The organism is Candidatus Moraniibacteriota bacterium (assembly GCA_016699795.1).
In the GTDB taxonomy this organism is placed as follows: Bacteria; Patescibacteriota; Minisyncoccia; order Moranbacterales.
On the sequence record CP065011.1, the window covers coordinates 670504 to 695147 of the forward strand.

At 35.3% G+C, this 24644-nt stretch carries 22 protein-coding genes and 1 pseudogene; 18 read left to right on the forward strand and 5 right to left on the reverse strand.

The features are described from left to right. Entirely contained in the window at positions 1–711 is a 711-nt protein-coding gene (locus IPN70_03245; GenBank protein QQS60883.1) for a ComF family protein, read from the reverse strand. Positions 712–724: 13 nt separating this feature from the next. Next, on the reverse strand, positions 725–3217 hold the full coding sequence (locus tag IPN70_03250) for an ATP-dependent Clp protease ATP-binding subunit (GenBank protein QQS60884.1): 2493 nt from the start codon (positions 3215–3217) through the stop codon (positions 725–727). Positions 3218–3363: 146 nt separating this feature from the next. Between IPN70_03250 and pilM the strand changes: the two genes are divergently transcribed. The 18 genes and pseudogenes from pilM (at position 3364) to IPN70_03340 (ending at position 22045) form a co-directional block, all read left to right on the forward strand. Beyond that, positions 3364–4473: a type IV pilus assembly protein PilM gene (gene pilM, locus IPN70_03255; protein QQS60885.1), complete on the forward strand. Its 1110-nt coding sequence runs from the start codon at positions 3364–3366 to the stop codon at positions 4471–4473. A gap of 95 nt (positions 4474–4568) precedes the next feature. Continuing rightward, the gene (locus IPN70_03260) at positions 4569–5171 is read left to right on the forward strand and encodes a hypothetical protein (GenBank protein ID QQS60886.1); all 603 of its coding nucleotides are present in this window, start codon (positions 4569–4571) and stop codon (positions 5169–5171) included. Positions 5172–5234: 63 nt separating this feature from the next. Next, positions 5235–6026, forward strand: a complete 792-nt coding sequence (locus IPN70_03265) for a hypothetical protein (GenBank protein ID QQS60887.1) — start codon at positions 5235–5237, stop codon at positions 6024–6026. Between the two features lie 49 nt (positions 6027–6075). Beyond that, entirely contained in the window at positions 6076–7737 is a 1662-nt protein-coding gene (locus tag IPN70_03270) for a type II/IV secretion system protein (GenBank protein ID QQS60888.1), read from the forward strand. A gap of 91 nt (positions 7738–7828) precedes the next feature. Further along, positions 7829–8221, forward strand: coding sequence for a response regulator (locus tag IPN70_03275; protein QQS60889.1), 393 nt, complete (start codon positions 7829–7831; stop codon positions 8219–8221). A gap of 58 nt (positions 8222–8279) precedes the next feature. Beyond that, positions 8280–9356: a PilT/PilU family type 4a pilus ATPase gene (locus tag IPN70_03280; GenBank protein ID QQS60890.1), complete on the forward strand. Its 1077-nt coding sequence runs from the start codon at positions 8280–8282 to the stop codon at positions 9354–9356. Between the two features lie 36 nt (positions 9357–9392). Then, positions 9393–10610 (forward strand): type II secretion system F family protein, encoded by a 1218-nt coding sequence (locus tag IPN70_03285; protein QQS60891.1) that lies wholly within the window; start codon positions 9393–9395, stop codon positions 10608–10610. Positions 10611–10761: 151 nt separating this feature from the next. Then, positions 10762–10836: pseudogene (locus IPN70_03290) on the forward strand (prepilin-type N-terminal cleavage/methylation domain-containing protein). Between the two features lie 288 nt (positions 10837–11124). Next, on the forward strand, positions 11125–11499 hold the full coding sequence (locus tag IPN70_03295; GenBank protein QQS60892.1) for a type II secretion system protein: 375 nt from the start codon (positions 11125–11127) through the stop codon (positions 11497–11499). A 117-nt stretch (positions 11500–11616) separates the two neighbouring features. Continuing rightward, the gene (locus tag IPN70_03300) at positions 11617–12420 is read left to right on the forward strand and encodes a prepilin peptidase (protein QQS60893.1); all 804 of its coding nucleotides are present in this window, start codon (positions 11617–11619) and stop codon (positions 12418–12420) included. 26 nt (positions 12421–12446) lie between these two features. Next, positions 12447–12968 (forward strand): type II secretion system protein, encoded by a 522-nt coding sequence (locus IPN70_03305; GenBank protein ID QQS60894.1) that lies wholly within the window; start codon positions 12447–12449, stop codon positions 12966–12968. Between the two features lie 4 nt (positions 12969–12972). Further along, complete coding sequence (locus tag IPN70_03310) at positions 12973–13503, forward strand: prepilin-type N-terminal cleavage/methylation domain-containing protein (GenBank protein QQS60895.1); 531 nt, start codon at positions 12973–12975, stop codon at positions 13501–13503. Between the two features lie 8 nt (positions 13504–13511). Continuing rightward, positions 13512–14135, forward strand: a complete 624-nt coding sequence (locus IPN70_03315) for a type II secretion system protein (protein QQS60896.1) — start codon at positions 13512–13514, stop codon at positions 14133–14135. An 18-nt stretch (positions 14136–14153) separates the two neighbouring features. Continuing rightward, positions 14154–16055 carry a hypothetical protein gene (locus IPN70_03320; protein ID QQS60897.1) on the forward strand — a complete coding sequence of 634 codons (1902 nt, stop codon included), beginning with the start codon at positions 14154–14156 and terminating at the stop codon, positions 16053–16055. A gap of 287 nt (positions 16056–16342) precedes the next feature. Then, positions 16343–17506 (forward strand): tRNA guanosine(34) transglycosylase Tgt, encoded by a 1164-nt coding sequence (gene tgt, locus IPN70_03325; protein QQS60898.1) that lies wholly within the window; start codon positions 16343–16345, stop codon positions 17504–17506. Between the two features lie 114 nt (positions 17507–17620). Continuing rightward, positions 17621–19555, forward strand: coding sequence for a hypothetical protein (locus IPN70_03330; GenBank protein QQS60899.1), 1935 nt, complete (start codon positions 17621–17623; stop codon positions 19553–19555). A gap of 39 nt (positions 19556–19594) precedes the next feature. Beyond that, on the forward strand, positions 19595–21517 hold the full coding sequence (locus IPN70_03335) for a hypothetical protein (protein ID QQS60900.1): 1923 nt from the start codon (positions 19595–19597) through the stop codon (positions 21515–21517). An 84-nt stretch (positions 21518–21601) separates the two neighbouring features. Further along, the gene (locus tag IPN70_03340) at positions 21602–22045 is read left to right on the forward strand and encodes a hypothetical protein (GenBank protein ID QQS60901.1); all 444 of its coding nucleotides are present in this window, start codon (positions 21602–21604) and stop codon (positions 22043–22045) included. Positions 22046–22271: 226 nt separating this feature from the next. On the opposite strand, the gene IPN70_03345 is transcribed toward IPN70_03340, so the two are convergent. Genes IPN70_03345 through def form a run of 3 tightly spaced genes read right to left on the reverse strand, consistent with a single transcriptional unit; the run spans position 22272 to position 24561 of the window. Next, positions 22272–23120, reverse strand: a complete 849-nt coding sequence (locus IPN70_03345; GenBank protein QQS60902.1) for a rhodanese-like domain-containing protein — start codon at positions 23118–23120, stop codon at positions 22272–22274. A gap of 24 nt (positions 23121–23144) precedes the next feature. Next, entirely contained in the window at positions 23145–24116 is a 972-nt protein-coding gene (locus IPN70_03350) for a methionyl-tRNA formyltransferase (GenBank protein QQS60903.1), read from the reverse strand. Further along, positions 24094–24561, reverse strand: a complete 468-nt coding sequence (gene def / locus IPN70_03355; GenBank protein QQS60904.1) for a peptide deformylase — start codon at positions 24559–24561, stop codon at positions 24094–24096. The genes IPN70_03350 and def overlap by 23 nt, the downstream gene beginning before the upstream one ends. Between the last annotated feature and the right edge of the window lie 83 nt (positions 24562–24644).

Below are 24644 nucleotides of genomic sequence, written 5' to 3' on the forward strand. Positions count from 1 at the left end.
TTAGCGAGCAAGTGTTATTCCCCATACTTCTTTTGCGCCGGAATTTTTGAGAACGAGGGCGCATTCTGAAAGTGTTGTGTTTGTAGTAGCAACATCATCAATAAGCCAAATACGTTTCCCTAAAATTTCTTCGGGGGATAAATTTTTATTATATGAAAAAGCGTCTTTGAGGTTAGCGACTCTTTCTTTTCGAGATTGCATGGTTACTTGAGATTTTGTAAAACGTATTCTTTTGAGGATATCATCTCGAATAGGAAAAGATATTTCAGGAAGAAGATAATAGGAAAGATGTTTCGCGATAAATTCTGATTGATTGAAGCCTCGATGACGATAACGAAAAGGATGTAAGGGAATGGGAATAAAAAGATCAGGAAGAGGAATGGGGAGAAATCGAAGCCTGTTGGCGAGACGAATACTAAGAGGCTCTAGAAGTGAGGGGATAAAACGATATTTAACTGTTTCAATACATTCTTTGACGATAGTTTCTTTGTAAGAGAGTGCTCCAAAAACTCCCTCAAGAGGAGATTTTTCATAACAAGCTAGGCATTTTTGTCCGATATCTGTTTCAACTTTTTGACACACAGGGCATGTATTCTTTGTTTGAATAGGAAGATGATCTCGACAATAATTACAAAGATAGCGATCTCCTGTTCTTTTGGAACAACACAAACAAGATGCTGGAAAAAGAAAAAAAGGAAAAAGATGTATCACAACGAAAAGATATTTAGAGAATTGAAGCAATAACAATTTTATTATTTTTTACTTCAAGAAATATTTTTTTGGAAACAATTTTTTTTCTAAGAATTGCATTTGCGATGAGATCTTCAATGATCTCCTGAGTTATTTTTCGAATATAACGAGCTCCTGCATTTGGTTTATATGCCTTTTTCGCTAAGAGAGAAAGAACTTCTTCATTCCAAACAAGATCAGACTCTTTATTCTTAAGTCGTTGAGCAATTCCTTCGAGAGCTATGTTCGCAATTTTTTGAAGATTAGAAAGTGTAAGAGGACGATAAATAATTATTTGGTCTAATCTGTCGAGAAGCTCGGGGCGAAGTGCTTGTTGTAATTCTTGTCGAACTTTGGATTCTATGAGAGAAAATTTTGGCCGAGAAGCTTTTTTGTCGTGGGAAAAGCCAAGTTTTTTTTCAAAAAGATTTTTAATGTGAGTAGATCCTATGTTGGATGTCATAAGAATGATACTTTCTCGAAAAGAAACATTACGTCCTTCACCATCTTGTAATGTACCCTCTTCTAATATTTGAAGGAGAATATTAAGAATGTCTGGATGCGCTTTCTCAATCTCGTCAAAAAGAATGACACTGTGAGGTCTTTGTCTGACTTTTTCAGTAAATTTTCCACCTTCTCCATAACCAATATAGCCAGCTGGAGCACCAATAAGGCCGGAAAGTTGATGGCGTTCTTGAAATTCACTCATATTAACTTTTATAAGTGCATCAGGACGATCAAAAAGTGCTTGTCCAAGAATTTTTCCAGTCAAAGTCTTTCCAACGCCACTGGGACCAAGAAGAAGAAAAGATCCAAGAGGTTTATTTTGATCAGAAAGACCACAAAAAGATCGCATAAGTGAACGAGCAATACTATCAGTTGCTTTTTTTTGGCCGATAATGTGACGATTGAGCTCTCGTTCAAGAGAAGTAATATTTTTTGTTTTTTGAGAAAGTATTTTCTTTTGAGAAATACCTGTTATTTCTGATACTGTTGTGGCTATATCATTTGAACTAAGTTCTGGAAATTTTTTCTGCACAGTGTTTTTTAAATCTTCTTTGAGGACGAATAATTTTTCTTTAAAATGTTTAATTCGTGCAGTTAATTCAATCGCTTCTTCATATTCTTCTTTTTCAATACATTCCTTTTTCTGTTTTAAAGCATCGGCAATATTTTTTCGAAGAGAGAATATGTCATTTTCTTGAGGGCTAATACTATCACCAAGTTGAGACCGTTTTGAGCTAGCTGATTCATCTAAAAGATCAATGGCTTTATCAGGAAGAAAACGATCGGTGAAATGACGAATGCTTAAATCTACCGCTGTGGTAACGGATTCTTTGGTAAAAGTTATTTTATGATGTTTCTCAAAATTTTCTTTGATTCCATCGAGCATCTCGATAGCTTCTTCACGAGTCGGTTCATTTATAATCACACGTTGAAATCGGCGATCAAGAGCACTATCTTTTTCTATATGTTTTTTATATTCAGAAAAAGTCGTAGCGCCGATACATCTCACATCTCCTCGAGCAAGAGCGGGTTTAAGAATATTTGCTGCATCAAGAGATCCTGAAACATTTCCCGTTCCGATAAGGGTATGTATTTCATCGATAAAAAGAATGACTCGAGGATCTTGAGTGGCTTCAAGAATTATATCTTTTATTCTCGCTTCAAATTCGCCACGAAAACTCGTACCTGATACAATCATTGCTAGATCAACTTCATGGATAATTTTTCCTTTAAGTTGGGGAATTTTATCACAAGCTAATAACGTAGCTAATCCTGAAACAAGAGCTGTTTTTCCTACCCCGGGATCTCCTACAAGAAGAATATTATTTTTTGTTTTTCTTCCAAGAATATTAATCATTCTTTTTAGTACAGATTCTCGACCAACAAGGGGAAGTTCGCGTTTATCAGAAGATCTTTCATTGAGATCGATACAAAATTCTTCTAAAGCTGAAATTTCTTCTTCCTCATTCATATTGTCTTGAGGTATGCGAAAAGGAAATTCGGAAGGTTTAAAAAAACCATTAGGTATAGGCGAAGATTGAAAGCGGGAATTTTTTGGAAGAACTTTTCTTTGTTTTTTGGCTGTAGAAAAAATAGAATGAATGACAGGGGATTTATTTTTGTGACGAAGAATGGCCCGAACAATATGCTCAGTTCCAATGAAAGGGCTTTTGGTATTTCTAGCCAATTGAAAAGATGCGAGAACTATCTCTTTGAGAGACTCAGATAAAGGAATGGTTTTTTTTGAAATTGTTTTCGTTTTTTTTATAAGGGATGTGTTTTCAAAAAGAAAAGCAAAGGAATCTTCTTGAAGCCCGATATCGGTTAATACGGAAGCCCCAACACTTCCTCGACGCAAAAAAATTGCCAAAAGAAGGTGCTCTGGATATATTTTAGCTTTCCCACATCCGAAAGCAATCTTCTCTGCTTCTTGAAGACTTGTTTTTGCATGAAAAGTAAATCGGTTTAAGGAGGGAATCATGAAGGTATAAAATAATGATGAATAGAAATTCATTGTATGATTTTTCGCTGAAATGTCAATGTTTTTGGTGGGCTTGGCGAGTTTTTCAAAGTGTGATATCTTTAGTATAAAATAATCGTAGAAAGAAAAAAGAGATAAATACAAATATGGAGCTGTTTTCAAAATTTTTTCGAAAAAATGTTTTCCTTGGAATCGATGTAGGAACTTCTTCTATAAAAGCAGTCGAGGTTCTTTTTGAGGGACAAAAAGTTCAACTTCTTAATTATGGAAGTATTTTAATAAGAGACCCTTCTCTTGATACGGGTGATTCTCCTACGGTAGATGTGGCTATACGAGCACTTCTTCGTGAGATGAAAATAAAAGCAAACCGTTTGTATATTTCACTTCCAGGATCAAATGGATTAGTCGCTCTTTTGGAGTTTCCAGAAATGTCAGAAAAAGATCTTGAAAAAGCTGTGCAATTTGAGGCGAGTAAATACGTTCCTACAGATATGGAAGACGTTGCTTTGAGTTGGGAGGTGGTAAGAAAAAGCGAATCTCAAAAAGAAAGAATAATTCCCGAATCTTCCCTTGAAAAAGAAAAAAAAGAAAAATCTTCCAAGAAAGATACTCAAGAAGTTCTTTTGGTAGCAGCTCTTAAGAATGATGTTGCTATGATGAGCTCATATTTTAAAAGAGCACAATATCAAATTCATGCTATAGAGCTAGAATCATTTTCATTGGTACGAAGTCTTGCTGGAGGAATGGAAGGAGATGTTCTTGTTATCGATATTGGATATAATTCATGTAATCTTGTTTTGGCGCGAGATGGGGTTGTTCGAATTAGTAGAACTATAGATGCTGGTGGAAAAGGAATTACTGAAACGATTGCTGATGGGATGAACATTTCAAAATCTCGTGCAGATGGAATAAAAAAAGAAAACGAAGATCTTTTTAAGAAGAAAGGAATGCCAATGACTTTTTCGAGTCTGGAAATTATTTTAAATGAAGCTCAGCGTATTATTACTTCATATGAAAAAAAACATGCGCATAGAAAAATAAATAAAATTATTTTATCCGGAGGCACTTCTCTTATGAGGGGAATAGAAGATTTTTTCAAAGAAAAAACAGGGCGACAGGTTTTTGTTGGAAATCCTTGGAAAAATATAGAATATAACCCTCAATTAGAACCGTATATGGAAGAAATGGGAGGATCGTTTTCTGTAGCGGTGGGATTGGCTCTTCGAGGGGTAGAAGATTATAGGAGGGGTATTTAAGAATGAATTTTTCTTGGGTGTTTTTTCTGAAAATATGATACTATAAAAATAGAGCATTAAAAAAGTAAAAAATAATTTTATACAATAAAGAACGTATGGCTAATTCCATGAACTTGTATCAGGAAAGTGAATTTGAAAAAGGACATAAAAAAAGTGCAGCTGACTATGGTCTTTATTCTTTGATCGGAGTTATTATTCTTATTCTGGGAGTTTCTGGTGGTTTAAGTTTTTATAATAAATCTCTTCAGGCAAATATTGAAGAGCTTAATACTAAAACCGCCAATCTGGCTAAAAGTATTGAAGGAGAAGCTCTTCGATCGACGAATGATACCTATCTTCGTTTTCAAGCTGCTAAAAATTGGGAGAATGAATTAATTCTTACTAAAGGACATTTCGGAGCTTTAGAAAGATCTATTGTTTCAGATGCTGTTATTAGAAATTACGAATTTGACAAAGAGAGAGGAGAAGTTGTTCTAAAAATTGCCTCTAATGAATTGGAAGGTATCTCTAGGCAAATTCTTTCTTTTCGAGGAGACAAAGAAATTGCATCAGTACGTATAATTTCTATGGGAATGGAAGAAATGGAAGAGCGTCAAGAATTTGTTGCTGAAGCAGGAATTGTTTATAAAAATATGGAAAAAAAACCGAAAGATTCTTCTAAAGAAATAGTAACTTCTGTAGTGAATCCTGCGATGTAATGTAAATAGTAAATGTTTTTTTGGTAGGCAAATTAAAAAATATAATGAAATAGTTTAGCGCTTATGTTGCGAATTCTAACATTTGTTCTCCTCGTTATAGCAGGGTTTTATGCTATTTTTTCTTGGACCGTTCCTGAATTTAAGAATATTGGTGTTTCAAAAGATAATTTTGATAAAGCTACTCTCTCATTTGTGAGTGCGGAGAAAAGAAAAGCTTCTTTTCAGGAAATTGATCAATTTATAAATACTCAGAAAGATGACGTTACTAAAGTAATGAATTATTTCCCCAATCTTGAACAGGAAGACAAAATCCTTCATGCTTTGTCTTTAGCTGAAGAAAAATCAGGTGTTCTTATTAGTGATTTTAAAATAGAGAAAGGATCAGTAAATGAAGTTCTTCCTGTAGCAGAAGTTGCTCCAGTTACAACAACAATGGGAACAAGCGAAGTTCCTGCAGAACCTTTGATACCGAATGACCTTAGAAATAAATATGTAGAAGTAACTATTTTGGGTACAGGAACGTATGCATCTGCCAAAAATTTCTTGCAAAGTATTCAAGATGTCGAAAGAAACTTCGAGGTAAAGTCTGTTTCTATCGGAAAAGATACTTCTCTACAAAAAGAAAAAGGAGATGAGGCATTGTTCAAAGATATCGTTGCTATTGATGTGACTTTGCGATTTATGTTTGCAAAAGAGTCATTAGCGAAAGATGATACGATTTTTGCTTCATTTGAATCTAGATCTTCAGAAGACATGAAAACTTTTGGAGAAAAACAATCAATTTTTCCAGTAGAAGGTTTACGAGATCTTGATTTTCAAGGAGGTCGTGAAAATCCTTTTGTAAGCGTTCGATAGAGGGAATGGGGAATCTTTCGATTTTTATTTCAAACAAAAAAATACAGCAATGTTTGAGCAAAATACTTCAAAAACAGATGTGGCAACAAAATTAAGTACGCAAGGAGGCGCTGTTTTTACAGGGGATGGAACTGAAAAGATAAATCCTCATATACTTCGTATTATACCTGAAGATACAGCGAGAAAATATCGCGTTGTCGCTGTGGAGCAACAAGATAATGTTGTTCGGGTTATTATGGAAGATACTCAAAATGTACAAACTCTGAGCATACTTCAGTTTCTGGCAAGAAAAGAAAAGATAGAGTTTGATGTTATGATTGCGAAGGCATCCGTCATAGATAATGTTCTTGGTCAATACGAAACAGCAGAACGACTTTTGGAAAAGGCTGTGCAGAACTTGAAAGACGATGATGAAGCATCTCTTATTATAGAAGATGAGTCAGATGCGGATAATGTTGTTTCTAGTTTTCAAGATGCCCCAGTCGCTAAACTTGTAGATGTTATTAGTAAGCATGCTATTGAGGGAAAAGCGAGTGATATTCATATTGAACCTGTGGATAGAGAATATCGTGTTCGTTTTCGTGTGGATGGTGTTTTACATTCCTCGCTTGTTCTTCCTAAAGAAGTAGGAAAAGCTGTTGTGGCACGTATTAAAATTCTGTCGAACTTAAAAATCGATGAAAAGCGTAAACCACAGGATGGAAGATTTCGTATAGGTGATAAAGATAAATATATTGACTTTCGCGTCTCAACCCTTCCTGTTTTGGATGGTGAAAAAGTAGTTATGCGTGTTCTTGATAAAAATAGTGGCTTGGGAGACATGACCTCGCTTGGACTTATGGGAAGAAATTCTGAAGTCTTTACTTTAAGAATTCGTGATCCTTATGGAATTATCCTTCTTACAGGACCGACAGGTTCAGGAAAATCAACGACACTCTATACTTTCTTAAGAATTCTTAATAAAGAAACAACGAATATTGTTACTCTTGAGGATCCTGTAGAATATTTATTGGATGGAATAAATCAAAGTCAGGTACATCCTGAAATTGGCTATACATTTGCTGCTGGACTCCGATCAATTCTTCGCCAAGATCCTAATGTTATTATGGTAGGAGAGATTCGTGATGCGGAAACTGCAGAACTTTCTATTCATGCAGCTCTTACAGGACATCTTGTTTTTTCTACACTTCATACAAATACAGCAATAGGTGCGATTCCTCGTTTGATTGATATGGGGATGGAGGGTTTTCTTCTTTCTTCCGCTCTTCGTGTCGTGGCCGCACAACGTCTTGTTCGAAGAATTTGTCCTCAATGCAAAGAAGAGCAGAAAGTCCCAGGTACTATACATGAAGCAGTCAAAAAGATTCTTTCTCCTTTAAAGAAAAATCATCTTGAAGATTATAAATTAGATTTAGAAAATCTTGTCTTCTATAAAGGAGCGGGCTGTGATGCTTGTGGGCAGACAGGATATAAAGGTCGTGTTGCTATTTATGAGGTATTGGATGTAGATGATGAAATGACTATAGCTATGACTCAGCCTGGTTTAAATGAAGATGTTATTGAAAAACTTGCTATCAAACAAGGTATGATGTTTTTAAAACAAGACGGTCTTCTCAAGGCTTTACAAGGACTTACAACAATTTCTGAAGTGGAAAGAGTAACTGAAGGAAAAATTGCCGTTGGAGGAGATATGTCAGATGATGTAGGATGATAGAAATTTGATAAGTGAATTAAAAGAAATAGAGGATACTATCGGAGAGAAAAGAATTTTTTATTTAATCAGAGAATGAGAAAGAAATATTATGGATGAAAATGAGAAAAAAGGGAAAAAGGTTCTTTTGGCTGAAGACGATGTTTTCGTGAGTGATGTCTATAGTATGCGCCTTCGAAAAGAGGGTTATGATGTAACACTTGCCAAAGACGGACGAGAAGCACTTGATCAATTAAATCGAGATATTCCTGACATTCTTCTTCTTGATATCATGATGCCGTATATGGATGGAATGGAAGTATTGGAAATAGTGAAGAAAAAAGAAGAATTTAAAAATATTCCAGTTATTATGCTTACGAATCTTTCTGAAAAAGAGAATATACAAAAAACAATTGAAATGGGAGCAAGTGATTATCTTATAAAATCTCATTTTACTCCTTCAGAGGTTGTTGAAAAGGTTAATATTACCCTTTTTCAAGAGTAATTCGAGTAAAGTATATTTGTATGGTATACTTTTAGATACAAAGAATTGATATAAAAATATGGATCGTTTGCACATAGAACAAAAAATAAAAAATTTATTTCGACTCGTTCCTCAACAAGGAGCATCTGATCTTCATCTTGTTGTGGGGAGATACCCAACCCTTCGTATTGACGGAAGACTTTTTTCTATTACTCAGGGTGAAATTCTTAAAGATGAAGACACAAAAGCATTTGCTTCCGTTCTTTTATCTGAACGAGAAAAGAAGGAACTTGCTGAAAATGGACAGGTTGATTTCTCTTACGATTTTGAAGGAAAAATGCGATTTCGTGTAAATACTTTTTATCAGCAAGGATATACAAGTATTGTTATGCGACTTATTATGAAAGATATCCGAACATTGGAAGAACTTCATGTCCCAGATATGCTTTATGAAGTAGGTAAATTTTCACAAGGCCTGGTTTTAATTACGGGTCCTGTAGGACATGGGAAATCAACTACACTTGCGGCGATCATTGATCATATAAATCACAATCAAGATAAAAACATTATTACAATAGAAGATCCTATAGAATTTATACATCAGCAAGATCGTTGTATTATTTCCCAACGCGAAGTAGGAAAGGATGCGGAAAGTTATCCCAAAGCACTGAAGGCTATTTTTCGTGAAGATGTAAATGTTGTTCTTTTGGGAGAGCTCCGAGATCTTGATACGATAAGTACAGTTATGACGGCCGCAGAAACAGGTCATCTTATTTTTGCTACGCTCCACACAAATGACAGCTCACAAACGATAGACCGTATTGTGGATGTTTTCCCTGCATATCAGCAAAATCAAATTCGTTCTCAGCTCGCAAGTGTTCTTGTTGCGGTTACGTCACAAAGATTGGTTCCAAGAATTGATGGAGGAAGAATCCCTGCTCTGGAGATTATGTTCAAAAATAGTGCTATAGAAAATCTTATTCGTGAAAATAAAGCTTTCCAGATAAATAATGTTATCGAAACAAATTTAAATCAAGGAATGATTTCTCTAGATAAGTCATTGGCAACCTTGGCTCAACAAGGGCTCATTACCATCGAGAATGCCTTTGCATATGCAAGAAATAAAGATTATATTAAAATGCTTTTGCGAACATAAATAACGTATTCTATAAAAAAATAGTATGATGAATATATGAAATATCGTTTTATTGCCAAAGATAAAGAAGGAAAAACAAAAACAGGTTTCGTTGAATCCAATGATGCCAAAGGAGCAACGCTCCTCCTTCAGAGTAATCAACTTGTGGTTATTTCTTTGGAACAGGCTAATCGGGGTGGTCTTTCGAGCGAATTAAGTTATTTATGGGAAGGTGTAAAGGCTTCAGAATTAGTTATGCTGTTTCGACAGCTTACGACGCTTCTTGAAGCAAAGGTTCCTATACTCGTTTCTTTTCGTGTAATCGAAAAACAGGTTGCTAATGCATATCTTCGTCGGATTATGAAAGAGGTGGGAGATGATATAGAAGATGGAACGCCTCTTTTTGAAAGTCTTTCTCGTCATCCCAAAGTATTTACTCCCCTTATGGTGAGTATGATAAAATCAGGAGAAGTCTCAGGACATTTACAAAGTTCTTTTTCTTATATCGCTGGAAATCTTGAGAAAAATTATGCTCTCACTTCCAAAATAAAAAGTGCACTTACATACCCAGGATTTGTACTAAGCGCGGCGATTATCGTAGGTTTTCTCGTGATAACGTTTATTTTACCAAATCTATCTTCCATTATTAGAGAAATGGGAAGTCAAGAAATTCCATGGTATACAGAACTTCTTATGGCAACAGGAGATTTCTTTCAGAACTATTGGTGGGTCGTTGCAGGATCAATTATTGCTTTGATCGGAACTTCTTATTATTATGTCCAAACTCCTGTAGGAAAACGTGAATGGGATAGGGTAAAATTAAAATTGCCAGTTATTGGGAGATTGTTTCAGTATATGTATATTTCAAGATTTTCAGATAACTTTGCCACGCTTCTTTCAGGAGGAATACCCATTGCTTCCGCTCTTCAGATCGTAGCGAGCGTCGTAGGAAATGGTGAATATGAACAAGTTATTTTGTCCGCTGGGGATGAAGTAAAAAAAGGAGGAAGTATTAGTACGGCGTTTCGGAAACGTCCAGATCTTTTCCCTACGATAGTGCCACAAATGCTTGAAATTGGCGAAGAAACAGGAAAGACAGAAGATACGCTCAAAAGTGTAACGTCTTTCTATGATCAAGAAACGGATAATATGGCAAGAAATATGACCTCACTTATAGAACCTGTTCTTATCGTTGCTTTGGGTATAGGTGTCGCTGTTATGGTGGTGGGAGTGCTCTTGCCGGTGTATAGCATTTCTTCACAAGCAATGCAATAAAAAAAATGTGTTATAATATTTTATAAATTAAAAAATAAAGGATAATAAAAAATATGAAAAAAAATATGGATACTGTATAATATTCTTTTAGACGATAAAATAAAAATATTTTTGTGGAAGATTCGTATATAAATAAAAGATAATAAAAAATATGAAAAAAGGATTTACCCTTATCGAGCTCCTCATTGTTATTGCTATTATTGGGATTTTAGCATCTATTGTATTAGTAAGCTTGAGTAGCGCGAGGGAAAGAGCTCGAGTGGCAGAATTTAAAGCGCAGGCTTCAAGTGCTGTAGCAGCATCTATTATTGATTGCGAGGATGGTTCATGGGATGGGATCACTCTTCCTGTGGGTGTCTCATTTATTGCTAGTGGAGAACCGGATTGTTCCGAAGGATGGACAGGAACACTTGACACAACTAATATTGATGGTGGATGTGAGACTGGGTTCCAAACAGAAGGGGTTGTTGCTTGGGGATGTTAAAAAAAGTAAAAAAGAAGGGAGGTGATATGTATGAAAAAAACAATAAAAGGATTTACTCTTATAGAGCTTCTCATCGTTATCGCTATTATTGGAATACTAGCTTCTATTGTATTAGTGAGTTTAAGTAATGCTCGAACAAGAGCTCAAGTAGCTTCTTTTAAAGCAGCTGCGTCTTCTTGGAATGCAGCCGCTGTGGTTGAGTGTGATAAGGCAACACCAGCACTTGGCGTTGCTCCATTTGCAGCCGCTAGTCCTATAACTAATGGATCCGTTACTACTGCTGTTACTTGTAGCGCAGGCGCTGTCGCTGGTGGCGTGGTTACTATGACCAACACATTTGGTGTTTGTACAGGAACTTTACAATCAAATGGAACAGGTGTTACATTTGCTGGGGCTGGTTGTTAATGAGAGATTTATTACACATAATACGTTCTTTCTTGATTTTTTTACTCGTCGATTTTTTTCGACGAGTATATAAAATAGAGAAAATTGAAACAAAATGATTTGTATAGAAATTAAGCAATGATCACCTTTCTCTTCTTATTTTTTCTTTTTGGGCTTATTGTGGGAAGTTTTCTTCATGTTGTTGTTGTAAGATTTCATTCCGCGGAGACTTTATTGGGAAGGTCGTATTGTCGGGTATGCCGAAGGCTTATTCAATGGTTTGATAATATTCCCTTGTTAAGCTTTCTTCTCCTTAGAGGAAAATGTCGGCGATGCAAATCCCTTATATCATGGAGATATCCTTTGGCGGAGCTTTTGACGGGATGTTTGTTTTTTCTTGTTGGGTGGAAATTTTTTGAGAGTACAGATATGTTTTCCTGGGGAGAAACTTTTTTTTATCTTCTTGTCGTGAGTTTTTCTTTGATAATTGTTTTATACGATGCTAAACATTATGAAATCCCCATGCGTATTCTTTGGGGTTTATTATTTTCTACTATAATTTTCTTCTTTTTTGTTGATTTTATTACTTTTTCACAAAAAACTTCTTTTTGGGATTTTCGTTTATATTCAGGATTATTTTCTGGGACGATTGCTTTTTTGTTCTTTTTTTCTTTGAGTTTTTTTTCCAAAGAGCGTTGGATGGGGTATGGTGATGCCTACGTTGCCTTTACTATAGGACTTCTTTTGGGCCCAGATTCGCTGGAAGCTATTCTTTTGTCCTTCATCTTAGGAGCACTTTATGGGGTGGGACAAATAATATTGAAAAGAAAGACACTATCTTCGCAAGTTCCCTTTGCGCCTTTTCTTTTTTTGGGAATGTTTTGTAGTGTCTTTTTTGGTGATGTTCTTGCTAAATTTTTCCCATTTGTCTTTTTTTTCTAAATAAAGTATAGTAAATAATATAGCGTATGAAAAAAATAAAAATACAAGAAAGAAAAGGGTTTACACTTTTAGAAATGATGATGGTAATAGCTATTATCGGCATTCTTTCTTCTCTTATTCTTGTAAGTGTCGATCGAGATTCAGGCGTTGTACAATCTGCAGCGAGAGAATTTGCAACGGATCTTCGATCACTCAAACGCTCAGCTCTCAACGGAACTATTCCAACTGGCGGTGGTTATGCTTGTGAATTTCGTTTGAATCCAATTGTGGCTTCTTTTACTTCATATACTTTTTCTTTTAGATCTAAAAACTCTCCGACAGACGCTTGTTCTGGTTTTAACACTTACGCTCCTTACAATCCAAAAGCATTAAAGAATGGGGTTTTCTTTAGAGATGGAGTGGGTGAATTGATTTTTTCAGTTCCACATGGAGAAGTAATCACAGGAGGAGGAGTAATATATACCTTAAAAAGGGGAAGTAAATGTGCTGGTGTGACGGTCTCTGTAAGTGGGGATATTGTGGAAGATGGTTTATCGGATTGTCCATAATTATATGAAAAAGTATAAGACATTATTTGTTTTCAAAAAAGCATTTTCTCTTGTAGAGGTGGTTATCTCTATAGGAATTCTTTCTATAGGACTTCTCGCTGTTTCAACGTTGTTTTCTAATAATGTAAAAGAGATGTTTGAAATCCGTGATCAAACAACAGCTGTAGCTCTTGCGCAAGAAGGAATCGAATTTGTACGAAATTATCATAGTAATCCTACTAATAGCCCACTATCCTTACCATCTAATGGAGATTATATTTTTTATGGTAAGGATTCATATATTCAAAAAAAGGATTTTACTTTGGATAAGGCTACCTTTAACTACGTTTTTACTAATGGAGATTTAGGACTTTTCACGCAAAGAGATGATCTTGGAGGAGAAGTGACAAAGTTTAAAAGAAAAATAAGCATAAGTGATAGTGGAACATCTAAAACAGTAAAGAGTTATGTCATTTGGGGAGAGACCTTTCCGGCGTCTGACTCTAATTGTAATGCGGCAAATAAATGTGTTTATTCAAAGGTAGAACTTTACTAATACTCTATATGAAATATTTTTCTAAAAATTTTTCAGGAAGAACTTCTCTTTTTTTTCGAAAAAAAGAAAGTTTTCGTTCTGGAATGTCGATGCTGGAGATCGTGGTAACCATGGCTGTTTTTTCTATCATCATGGTTTCAACGGTAGATATTTTTGCCAATATGACACAAACTCGTATGAAGTTTGATAAAATAAGAAAAAATCATGAAAATGCACAGATTGCTTTGGATTCGTTAGCGAAATCAGTTAGAAGTGGTACTTTGGTAAATATTATAACGGGGGGGGGAGGCGATGCTAGCGCAATTAGAATTTATGATTATTCTCAGAAACTTTGTGTTGAATATATGTTAGATAATGGTGCTGATAAATCTTTTAAGATGAAAAGAAAAACATCAGAGAGGGATGAGTGCAAGGTGGATACCAATTTAGGTTCCGCAATAACTCTCGTTTCCGATGTAACCATTGGACGATTTGATGTGGGTCCTGATACTGTTAGTGGTGGTGGTTCATCTCCGCCAGCCAACTATTCAAACTATACAACATTGTTTGTTCGTATTCGAATGATACTTCCTTCTTACGATGCTCAAAATACTCGTATACAAACAGCGGTTTCTATGAGAAATATGGAATAATAATGATATACATATAGTATGGGACTTAATGATTTGGAAAGAAAATTCTCAAAAGAAGACTTTGAAGCAAAAGAAGAGCTTCGTCGTTCAAGTCAGTATAATGTAGATGATTCTTTGAAAGAAAACTCTCTTAGGAATGAAGAAGAAGATATTAAGCATGATGAGTCTGTGCTTTTGGCGGATGAACGAGAGAATCAATCTAAGAAAAAAAGAAAAAAAATTCTTCTTCTTGCATTTTTGGGGATTGCCTGTATCGGGAGTATCGCTATAGGATCAGTTCTTTTTGGTGTGTATCGAAAAATTTCTTTCAATGAAAAAAAAGTGATCTTAACTATAGAAGGTCCTCAAGAGGTTTCAGCTGGTTTGGATGTGGCTTACCGTATTTTTTTGAAAAATGAAAATGGGATAAGTTTGAAAAATACATCTCTCGTCGTTCAATTTCCTTCTGGATTTGAACCAAAGGCTAATATTTTTACTACACGAGAATCTGCACAAAAGGGCACTATCTCGATAGGAAATCTTTCTCCAGGAGAAAGCTTCTCTTCCGAAATAAAAGGAAAATTCGCTGGATCTGAGGGGGATGTTCTTTATATGGATTTTTTTGCAAAATACGAAACGGGAAGAGAAAATGGTCAATTTGAAAAACGATCCCAACTTTCTACAATCCTTCAAGACTCAAGTGTTTCTTTGGACATAGTCGGTATTTTGGAAGTTACTCCGGGAGAAAAATCGGAGTATCAAATCAACTATTCCAATAATACTAAAAATGCTATCTATAATGCACAGATAGTAACGGATGTTTCTCAAGGTTTTCATTTTGAAAAAGCAGAACCTGAAACTGCAAAAGAAAATATTTCTCAACTTATTTGGAATCTTGGAACATTAAATCCGGGTGATTCTGGTACTGTGCGAATGTGGGGAGCTTATTATCAAGAAGCTGGATCGAAAGGGGTTATAGCTTCGAAGTTAGGGTATGTTCAGGGGGATGGTTCATTTTTTGCCTTTACAGCAAAAGAAGCCACTACAGTAATAACAACTTCTTTATTAAGTACATCTCTTTCTGTGGGGGTTGCGGGAAACATTGTTTCTGTAGGACAAGAAGTTCCTCTTTCTATAACGTATGCGAATACGGGTGATATTGCTTTGCCAAGCGGTATTGTCCAACTTGTTTTTGAGGGGGATATCTGGGATTATGATAAACTTGCTATAGAAAAGGGAAATTGGAATAAGGAAACGCGAACGATAACATGGAGGGCTTCTGATATTCCGGAGCTTAAAGATCTTTCTTTGGGAGAGACGGGAAAGATTAACTTCTCAATTCCTGTTCGAAATTATTTTGAAATAACGGGAACAAAAGATAGAAATTTCTTTTCTACTTTGCGCGTGGTAGCGGATAGTCCTGATGCTTTGAGTCGATTGGGTCTTAAAAATGTAGCAGGAAGAGCTGAACAGATTGTAAAAATGCAAACATTCGTGGGGATTGATGTAGAAATAACACAAGCTTCAACAGGAACTCCTTTTAATCAAGTTCGTTTTAGAAAGGATGAAGAAGTTGTTTATAATGTGAAGCTTCGTTTAGAAAATCCGTATAATGACGTTACAAATGGAAAATTTTCTCTTTTCATACCTTCTGTTTCTGAATGGAATAACTTTGTATCAGGAACAGAAACGGAAGCTGTCACGTATGATGAACGAAGAAGAAAGATTGAATGGGATTTGGGTATGATCCGTGCTGGTACTGGTGTGTATGAGAATGCGAGAGAAATAGTATTTTCTATCCGCTTTATGCCGAGAGCTTATCAAGAAAATTCAAAAATTATTCTTCTTTCAGAAAAATCATTTACAGGAAAAGATGTTTATGTTGAAAAAAATATCGATTTCACCTTGGATGATTCTGAAATTTATATGGGTATATTTTAAAAAATCCTTTTTATTTCTGAGTTATCTCAAAATAGCTTTTTCTTTTACTTGAAGTTTTTATCTTAAAAGAAATACGCATAGATATTCTATAGATTTTTAGATTATTTATGATAAAAATTTGATGGTATTCTTGCCAAAAAAAGTTCTTATAATCTCACTGGTAAAATTCCATACTTTCGTCTAAACTTCAAAAACATTTCTTTATAATTTTTAAAAATGAAAATTTTTTGAGGAAAAGAAATGAATAACAGCTCCATAAAAAGAATTTTTTAATAGGAAATGCGGGTATGAAAGAAGGAGAGGATACTAGTATAAATGAAGAAGAAAAAAAACTTCGTTTTGTTTCTGTTTCAACAAAAAATGGTACGCTTGAGACGCCGTTCTTTATGCCTGATGCAACAAGGGCGACTGTTCGAGGTCTTATGTCGGAAGATATTCGACAAGCGGGGATCGAGGCTCTTGTTGTAAATACGTATCATCTTCTTCTTCAGCCGGGATGTGATCGTGTGGAGCATTTGGGAGGGATTCATTCCTTTATGAAGTGGAAAGGTCCTATATTATCAGATTCTGGTGGGTATCAAGTGTATTCGCTTATCCATAAAAATTCTGGCTTAGGAAAAGTAACTGAAGATGGCGTGGAATTTCGATCCCCTCTAAATGGCTCAAAATTTTTTTTAACGCCTGAGAAATCTATTGCTTTGCAGTTTGAACTTGGCGTTGATATGATGGTTTGTTTGGATGATCCTCGTCCAAATGAGGCTCCCCGAGAAGAAATAGAAAAGGCGGTAGAAAGAAGTATTCGATGGGCACTTCGATGTAAAGAAGAGTATGAAAAACAATGTCGACTTCGAGCATTGGAAAATGACAAAATACCTCTTTTGTTCGGAGTAATTCAAGGAGGACCTTATCGAGATTTGAGAAAAAAAAATGTGGAGGGAATACAAGAATTTGATTTTGATGGTTATGGATTTGGAGCGAGGCATATTGATGAACAAGGAAATTTTTTGAGTGATATTATTTCCTATACAGCTTCTATTTTACCTCAAGATAAACTTCGATTTGCATTAGGAGTGGGGACTCCTCTTGATATAATCCGATGTTTTTTGGCCGGTTGGGATATGTTTGATTGTGTTATTCCAACAAGAGAGGGAAGGCACGGAAGAATTTTCTTTTTTAAAAAAGAAGAAATAAATTTGAATGAACCTACGAAAATAGATTCCTCTTGGTATGATACATTTTCCGTAATGAATAAAAAATATCAAGATGATACTCAGCCACTAGAAGAGGGTTGTGATTGTCATACATGTTTATCTCGATATTCTCGAGGATATATTCAACATCTCTTTCGTGCTCAAGAAATGCTTGGTCCGAAATTGGCCACTATTCATAATTTACGTTTCTTTTCTCGACTTATGGAAAAACTTCGAAAAAAGAAAACGGAGAAAGATTGATTTTTTGTCGTTTTTTATTTTTAGGTGTATACTAAAAATAATATATATTTTGTAATTAAAGGTGGATAATTTTTAGTATAAAAAATCCACGATGAAATCAAAAAAAGAAAAAGTATGAGTGGATTGAAGAACTCCCTTTTCCCGGTTCTCGGGGTATTTTTTTCCAAAGGAATAACGTATCTTTTTGTTCGACAGAAAGAATCAAAAACAAAATTTCTTTTGAAAGGCGAATTGAATAAAGGAGATGGATTTTCTCTTTTGGAAAAAGATCTTGTAATTATTGATTTGGAAGAAAAAGAAGAAGATATATCTTTGTGTCGTGATTTTCGTTGTTTTAATGTTTCAGGAAGAACGCTTCGATTTGCTCTTACTTATATAAGTCTTGCTTCAGGGAGGGCAGAGCTTCGGATTGCCCACTCCATGGATATGATACATTGGAAGACGGTATCTATACTTCCTTATATTCATTCCCCGGGAGCTCTTATTTATATAAAAGAATCAAATCAATACATTCTCTATCATGGGAAAAATTCTCTTTCTTCTTCCTTTTCTTTTGATTTACGAACATTTGAAACTAAAGGAGTCGCCTCTTCACTTCCCCCTATGAGCACGAAGAACACTCTTCGCGTTGCTGATGTGAAACGTGTCCCGGAAGGTTTATTAGTTCTTTATTTTGCATATAGTGAAACGGAGCTATTTCAAGCAAAAAATTGTGCTATTTATGGAGTACTTTTCGATAGAAAATTACCAGAAAAAATTCTTTGGCAAAGTGAAGAACCTCTTTGGGTTGTTTCTGATCGACATGCTGAACTTCGAGATCCGATATCTTTGGTGTTTCTTGATGATGAACATATTATTTCCTATTGGAGGGGAATGGATAATAAGTTGTACGCGTTTCAACATTGGATAGGTGCTAAACAAAAAAAATCTCTCAAAAGAAAAGAGCTCAAAGAAACTGTTCATAAAGAAATTTCTTTGCCTTTAGAAAACCCACAGCCTTTGATTCAACGACATATTGAAAATCCTATACTTTTACCAAAGAACGAAAATGAGTGGGAAACAAAGGCGGCTTTTAATCCCACAGCACTCTGTGATGACGAAGGTCGTGTACATATTGTTTATCGAGCTATTGGAGAAGGAGATGTTTCTGTTTTGGGATATGCCTTGAGTTATGACGGCGTTACTATTTTTGAACGGGAAGAAAAACCAATGTATGTGCCAAGAACGGTACATGAAGGCCTCTGCGAAAATGTTTTAAAAATGAGTGATTCTCTTTTTTCTCCTTATTCTTCTGGAGGAGGTGCTTGGGGAGGGTGTGAAGATCCTAAACTTACCAGAATAGAGGATACTGTCTATATGACATATGTAGCCTATAATGGTTGGGGACCTCCTCGTATAGCGTTAACTTCAATTCCTATGGAGGACTTTTTGAATCGAAATTGGGAAAATTGGAAGTACCCTATTCTTATCTCTCCTCCTGGAAAAGTTGCAAAAAGCGCGGCGATTTTGCCGGAAAAAATCAATGGTAAGTATGTTGTTTTTTATAGAATATTTCCCGATGTATTGGTGGATTTTGTTGATTCCCTTGATGATTTTGATGGAGAAAATACTTTCTTACAAAATATTCACCAAATAAGTCCAAGAGAGGGATTTTGGGATGCGGGAAAGTTTTCTTTTGGAGCTGCTCCTATTCGAACAAGTGAGGGTTGGTTGGTTATATACCATGCAGTAACAGGACGCCAAGAGTGGCCAGGAAGTGATCTTCGCTACAAAATAGGGGCCATGCTTTTGGACTTAGAGCATCCTGAGCGTGTTATCTGTCGAAGTTCTCGCCCTATATTAGAGCCAGATCTTGATTATGAAAATGGAGGTTGGAAAGCGGGTGTAATTTATCCATGCGGAGCTATAGTGCGAGAAGATATTTTGTATGTATATTATGGAGGTGCTGATACCGTGACGTGCGTTGCATCTGCTCCACTTCAGGAATTTTTGAAAATACTTTTGCAGTATGGAGATCCTGAACTTACTCTTATAGAGGAAACATTTTGAAAAAATTAATGAGGCCTATTATTTATTTTTCTATAGCATATGAGAATTAAACGTCATCCCAATAATCCTCTCCTCGGACCCGACATTGATCACGAATGGGAATCTGAAGCGGTATTCAATCCTTGTGTCGTAGAAAGAAATGGGGAAAAACATTTTTTTTATCGAGCATTATCCGTTTTGAAACCGCACAATGGAGTGGAAATGAAAGTTTCTACTATTGGATATGTAAAGGGTGATGGAGATTGTTTGTCAGAAAGAAGTCTTCTTATTGAACCTCAAGAAGTTTGGGATTCTTTTGGTTGTGAAGATCCTCGAGTTACTTATATAGATGGTAAATATTATATTTTTTATACAGCACTTTCAAATTTCCCCCATACTCCAGAAGGAATAAAAATAGGAGTGGCAATATCGAAAGATCTTAAAACTTTTGAAAGACATTTAGTAACACCTTTTAATGCGAAGGCAATGGCGTTATTTCCAGAAAAAATAGGAGGAAAATTTGTTGCTGTTTTGAGTGTTGATACGGATCGATTGCCCGCTAAAATTGCCATAGCTGAATTTGAAAAAGAAGAGGATATGTGGTCGAATGAATATTGGAAGGAATGGTATGAACATATCGATGAACATCTTTTGGATTTACAAAGAAAATTTCGAGACCATATTGAAGTGGGCGCTGCCCCAGTAAAAACTGATGCTGGTTGGGTTTTCGTACATTCTTATATCTATGATTACAAAACAAACAAACCAAATTTTACGGTAGAAGTAGCTTTATTGGATCGGGAAAATCCTCGAAAAATTTTGGGACGAACACCTTCCCCAATACTATACCCAGAAAAAATGTACGAGCTAAATGGACAAGTTCCTCAAATCGTTTTTCCTTCTGGAGCACTTATTCAGGATGATATTCTTCATATTTATTACGGAGCAGCAGATACCCGCTGTTGTGAAGCTTCAGTTCATTTAGCAGATCTTTTGGAGCAATTACAACAACATCCACCACGGATTAAATGTAAGCGTTTTGAACAAAATCCTATTATTTCTCCTCTCAAAGATCATTCATGGGAAACAAAATATACTTTGAATCCAGGGGCTATTCGCTTGGAGGGATCAACACATATATTGTATAGAGCGATGGGTGAGGAAGATACTTCGGTATTGGGTTATGCGAGATCATCGGACAATGTACATATCGAAGAGCGTTTGAGTGATCCTATTTATGTACCAAGGAAAAATTTTGAAATTAAAAAAAAGGAAGGTTTTTCTGGTTGTGAAGATCCACGACTTACTTTGATAGATGATCGTATTTATATGTGCTATACAGCTTTTAATGGACAAGATACTGCGGGCGTTGGATTTACCTCTATTGCAAAAGATGATTTTCTTTCACGAAAATGGTTTTGGGAAGAACCTAAACTTATTTCTCCCGCAGGAAGATTTGATAAGAATGCATCTCTTTTATCCAAAAAAGTTTATGGAAAATATATTTTTCTTCATAGGCTTGATGATTGTATTTGGGGAGATTATAGAGATAGCCTTGACATTTCTCAAGAGATAAATCCTTTGGGAGGAGAGATTCTTATGGATGTTCGCCCTGAATCTTGGGATAGTTTGAAAATTGGTATTGCTGGACCACTACTTCCTCTTAACGAAGAAGGAACCCAATGGTTACTCCTTTATCACGGAGTATCTAAATATGATAGTCAATACCGTATCGGAGCTGCTATTATAGAAGTTCTTCCTGGAGATGCGAATATAACGCATCGATTGCCTTATCCTATCCTTGAGCCAGAAGAGGAATATGAACATCAAGGATATCGACCTGGAACAGTTTTTGCTTGTGGTTCAGTGGAATCTGAAGAAAAAATTTATATTTATTATGGAGCAGCTGATCAATATTGTGCAGGAGCTTTTGTTTCAAAGAAAAAACTTGTAGAAGAAGTTATGAAATTTTCAGTGAAATAAAATTTTTGCAAAAAAGTATAATGCGAAATATATTCTTTTAGAAAGAAAAAATTGAATACACAGATTATATATAATAGGTTTTCTATGAGAAAAAAAATATTAAAAAAAATGCTACTCGTTTTTATTTTTGGTTTGATTTTTAGCATCCCTGTGATTTCAAAGGCCGCTCCGACAGGGGAGGGTGAGGGATTAGTTCCTTGTGGAGCTACTTCAAAACATTCAGATATGTGCAATTTATGCCATCTCGTCGTGGGAGTTGATAATATCGTTGATTATGTTTTGATGGTATTCGCAATTATTGGCTTTCTTATGCTTGTTGTTGGAGGTATTACCTATATTGTTTCGGGAGGGAATCAATCAATAATAGGAGCTGCAAAAAAAACTATCTGGAGTGCTCTTGTAGGCTTTGCGATTGTTCTTTTGGCTTGGGTTATTATAAATACTGTTCTTCTTTATTTACTACCTCTCTCGGGTAATACGATTGGAGAAAAACTAAAAGCATGGTCTGAATTTAGTTGTGAGACTTAGGATCTTTTTTAGACATTCAAAAAAATACAAATGTGTTTTTAGTAAGGATTATAAAATTTCGTTCGTAAATTTTTAAAATCTTTCTGTCTTTTTGAAAATTTTTAAAGAGAATAAAAATAATAGAGAAAGTGGTGACTTTCTTTAGATAAATTTTGTTTCGAAGTCTTTTATTTTACTTAAAAAGATACTTATTTTTTGAGAGTACTTTTCGATTTTACAGAAATCTTTATTTTGCTTTTTCTGGAGGAATGTCAGTTGGAGAGATAGAAGCTATAATATCATCATATCCACCATCAAGTGTATAAACTTGAAAAAATCCCATATCAAAAAGACGAACACCTGCCTGAAAACTTTCTAAAGCATTGGATCCAAAAACAACAATAGTTTGTCCTCGAGAAAGAGAATCTTTTTCAATTTCAAGTTTTTGAAGAGGGATATTTTTGGTGATATCAAGATGATCTTTTGTATAATCAGAGGGATTACGCACATCGATAGTGAGAATATTTGTTTTCGAAGTAATAAAGGTAAGTATTTCTGAAGATTTTATATATTCAACTTTCGTTTGATCTATAGGATTTGTAGGGTCACCTGCGCGAAGAGTAGGGTAGGAGGCATTTTTCCAAGCTTCAAAACCGCCAGAGAGTGAAAAAACTTTTATACCTGGTAGTGCTGTTGTGAAATATTTAGTAATAACGGAGAGGCTTTCTGATTTCTCAGCATAAGTTACTAAAAGAATAACTTTTTTTGTTTCATTTTTGGAGCGAAGTGTTTCTATGTATTTCGTAATTTCATTTTGAGTGAGATTGATTGAATTAATAAGATGTTCTCTATAAAAATCAGATTCTGAACGGAGATCAAGAGCTTCTAGATTTCCAGATCCTAAGAGCATATTAGCTTCTTTAAGGGATATAAATTCAATATCTTTAAGAGAATAAACAGGTTCTTCTCCTTTTGGATCAGTAATCTTTTCTTGAGAGAAGCGAGGAATACCAAAAGAAAAAATGAGTGTTATTGCAATAAGGATAACTCCCACAAGAAGAACATAAGCTTCATTATTTTTTTGAGGGGCGGACATATTTTAATTTTTTAGAATTATTTTTTAAAAAAGAAGAGTATTTAGTGTATTCCTATAGCCAGAAAGAAATAAATCTGAGGAAATAGGGTTTTTCCCTTCAACTTGAATTTTTTTTATGATAATACTTTTTCTATCCCCGGTAACAACGAAAAGTTTTTTTTCGAACTGTTGTATTGTTCCAGGAGGATTGGAATGAATAGTTATACTATCGGTAGTAATGTCAAGAAATTTTATACGTAAAGATTTATCTTTTATTTTTAGGAAAGCATGAATTCCCGGCCAAGGAGTGAATGCTCTAAAGGTATTATACACGGAATCTGCCGTTTGATTCCAGTTAATATGGCCGTCTTCTTTGTGTATTATTTTGCAGTAGGTAGCTAATTTATCATCTTGCTTCTTTGGCTCAATACAGTTTTTTATCCAATCGGGCAATATCTCTAAGACGAGCTCCGATCCTAAATAAGCAAGTTTTGGGGTAAGTGTTTCGGTTGTATCATTTTTCTCAATAAGAATACTTTTACTTTTAAGTATGGGTCCTGTATCGAGACCTGGCTCCATAATCATGAGAGTTATGCCTGTTTCTGTTTTTCCATCTAAAATTGCATTTTGAATAGGAGAAGCGCCTCTATAGAAAGGAAGAAGGGATGCATGTATATTGAGACATCCTTTTTTGGGAAGAGAAAGAAGTTCTTTGGGAAATATTTTTCCGTAGGCACAAACAATGGCTATATCTGTTTGAAAGGAAGAATAGAGGGAAAAAAAATCAGCATCTAATTTTTTTGGAGTAAGTGTGGGTATGTTTAAGGATTGAGCATTTTGCTTAACAATACTTGAAGTAAGTATTTTTTTTCTTCCAACAAGTGCATCTGGTTTAGTAACGATGACAACAGGAAGATGACCAGCTTTAACAAGGGCTTTGAGAAGTATGTTTGAAAATTCTGGAGTGCCAAAAAAACCTATTCGCAAAGATAATTTATCGTTTTTTATTTTGTTCATGATAGCGGTCAAGAATAATAATTCCATTAAGATGATCAAGTTCGTGTTGGACGGCTCGGGCCAAGAGTCCAGATGCTCGCATTTTTCGTTCAACACCTTCTTCATCGGTATAGCGAACCGTTACTTTCCAATGACGTTCGATGGGAAAAAATTTTCGAGGAATACTCAGACACCCTTCATCATCGGTGTGCATATTTCGGGAGAAAGATGTGATTTTTGGATTAATGAGTGTATGGAGGTTTCCATCAACGTCAATGACGCATATTTGTAAAGCTTTTCCTATTTGTTGGGCCGCAAGACCCACACCCTTAGATTCGTACATAGTTTTCGTCATTTCTTTTGCAAGCTGACGCATACTTTCCAGATCTGAAGTGGATATTTTGGTTCCCGTCGTTTCGAGTACGGGATGAGGATAGAATGTGAGGGGAAGAGTAGTATTTTTCATACGCATAAAAGGGATAGTATTATTGAAGAAAAAATAAAATAAACTTGTGTAAGGAAATTATTTTATAAAAACCTTAGTATAAG

Coding starts and splice junctions, on each gene's coding strand:
- IPN70_03340 (QQS60901.1), top strand. CDS start 21,602: ATGAGAAAAAAAATATTAAAAAAAATGCTACTCGTTTTTATTTTTGGT.
- IPN70_03285 (QQS60891.1), top strand. CDS start 9,393: ATGAAATATCGTTTTATTGCCAAAGATAAAGAAGGAAAAACAAAAACA.
- IPN70_03345 (QQS60902.1), bottom strand. CDS start 23,120: ATGTCCGCCCCTCAAAAAAATAATGAAGCTTATGTTCTTCTTGTGGGA.
- IPN70_03315 (QQS60896.1), top strand. CDS start 13,512: ATGAAATATTTTTCTAAAAATTTTTCAGGAAGAACTTCTCTTTTTTTT.
- IPN70_03330 (QQS60899.1), top strand. CDS start 17,621: ATGAGTGGATTGAAGAACTCCCTTTTCCCGGTTCTCGGGGTATTTTTT.
- IPN70_03260 (QQS60886.1), top strand. CDS start 4,569: ATGGCTAATTCCATGAACTTGTATCAGGAAAGTGAATTTGAAAAAGGA.
- tgt (QQS60898.1), top strand. CDS start 16,343: ATGAAAGAAGGAGAGGATACTAGTATAAATGAAGAAGAAAAAAAACTT.
- def (QQS60904.1), bottom strand. CDS start 24,561: ATGAAAAATACTACTCTTCCCCTCACATTCTATCCTCATCCCGTACTC.
- IPN70_03350 (QQS60903.1), bottom strand. CDS start 24,116: ATGAACAAAATAAAAAACGATAAATTATCTTTGCGAATAGGTTTTTTT.
- IPN70_03275 (QQS60889.1), top strand. CDS start 7,829: ATGGATGAAAATGAGAAAAAAGGGAAAAAGGTTCTTTTGGCTGAAGAC.
- IPN70_03280 (QQS60890.1), top strand. CDS start 8,280: ATGGATCGTTTGCACATAGAACAAAAAATAAAAAATTTATTTCGACTC.
- IPN70_03250 (QQS60884.1), bottom strand. CDS start 3,217: ATGATTCCCTCCTTAAACCGATTTACTTTTCATGCAAAAACAAGTCTT.
- IPN70_03305 (QQS60894.1), top strand. CDS start 12,447: ATGAAAAAAATAAAAATACAAGAAAGAAAAGGGTTTACACTTTTAGAA.
- IPN70_03265 (QQS60887.1), top strand. CDS start 5,235: ATGTTGCGAATTCTAACATTTGTTCTCCTCGTTATAGCAGGGTTTTAT.
- IPN70_03300 (QQS60893.1), top strand. CDS start 11,617: ATGATCACCTTTCTCTTCTTATTTTTTCTTTTTGGGCTTATTGTGGGA.
- IPN70_03310 (QQS60895.1), top strand. CDS start 12,973: ATGAAAAAGTATAAGACATTATTTGTTTTCAAAAAAGCATTTTCTCTT.
- IPN70_03295 (QQS60892.1), top strand. CDS start 11,125: ATGAAAAAAACAATAAAAGGATTTACTCTTATAGAGCTTCTCATCGTT.
- IPN70_03335 (QQS60900.1), top strand. CDS start 19,595: ATGAGAATTAAACGTCATCCCAATAATCCTCTCCTCGGACCCGACATT.
- IPN70_03320 (QQS60897.1), top strand. CDS start 14,154: ATGGGACTTAATGATTTGGAAAGAAAATTCTCAAAAGAAGACTTTGAA.
- pilM (QQS60885.1), top strand. CDS start 3,364: ATGGAGCTGTTTTCAAAATTTTTTCGAAAAAATGTTTTCCTTGGAATC.
- IPN70_03270 (QQS60888.1), top strand. CDS start 6,076: ATGTTTGAGCAAAATACTTCAAAAACAGATGTGGCAACAAAATTAAGT.